The organism is Caldalkalibacillus thermarum, from assembly GCF_014644735.1.
GTDB lineage: Bacteria > Bacillota > Bacilli > Caldalkalibacillales > Caldalkalibacillaceae > Caldalkalibacillus > Caldalkalibacillus thermarum.
Map to the genome: position 1 here is coordinate 1 of NZ_BMKZ01000129.1, position 691 is coordinate 691.

The 691-nt window shown below is 42.8% G+C and carries 1 protein-coding gene; it reads left to right on the forward strand.

Annotated elements, in window-relative coordinates; translation table 11 throughout:
• Positions 1 to 45: 45 nt before the first annotated feature.
• Positions 46 to 691: SOS response-associated peptidase (locus IEW48_RS16830; protein ID WP_188624727.1), on the forward strand; the 646-nt coding region annotated here is incomplete at its 3' end.

The window sequence follows — 691 nt, forward strand, 5'->3', positions numbered from 1 at the left end:
TGAGAGAGATAGTGTATACTTTGTTAAAGAAGGGAGAGTACTGATATGTGCGGCAGATTTACCCTTACTGCAGATGAAAATACAGTCTTAGATCGGTTTAATGCTACTAAAGCAAATGATTTTGAATATGTAAGGCGTTACAACATTGCTCCCAGCCAAACTGTTTTAGCCATTGTCAATGACGGGGAGAAAAACCGTCTCGGCCAGTTGCGTTGGGGCCTAGTTCCATTTTGGGCTAAAGACATAAAGATTGGTTATAAGATGATCAACGCCAGAGCAGAAACACTGGCAGAAAAGCCAGCCTTTAAACATGCTTTGCGCAGGCAACGTTGCATCATTCCGGCAGATGGATTCTATGAGTGGAAAAAAACACCGAATGGAAAGCAACCGATGAGAATTAAACTGAAATCAGATGAGGTTTTCGGTTTTGCGGGGCTGTGGGATCGGTGGAAATCACCGGATGGGACAGTTGTTCACTCCTGTACCATCATTACTACAGAGCCAAACGAACTTATGGTAGAAATTCATAACCGGATGCCGGTAATTCTCCGTAAAGAAAATGAAGAAACTTGGTTGGATAGAAGTATTGAAGACACTTATTTGCTACAGGATCTTTTGAAGCCATTTCCAGCTGATGAGATGGAGGCCTATGAGGTTTCCACGCAGGTTAATTCACCAAAAAACGAGGGTC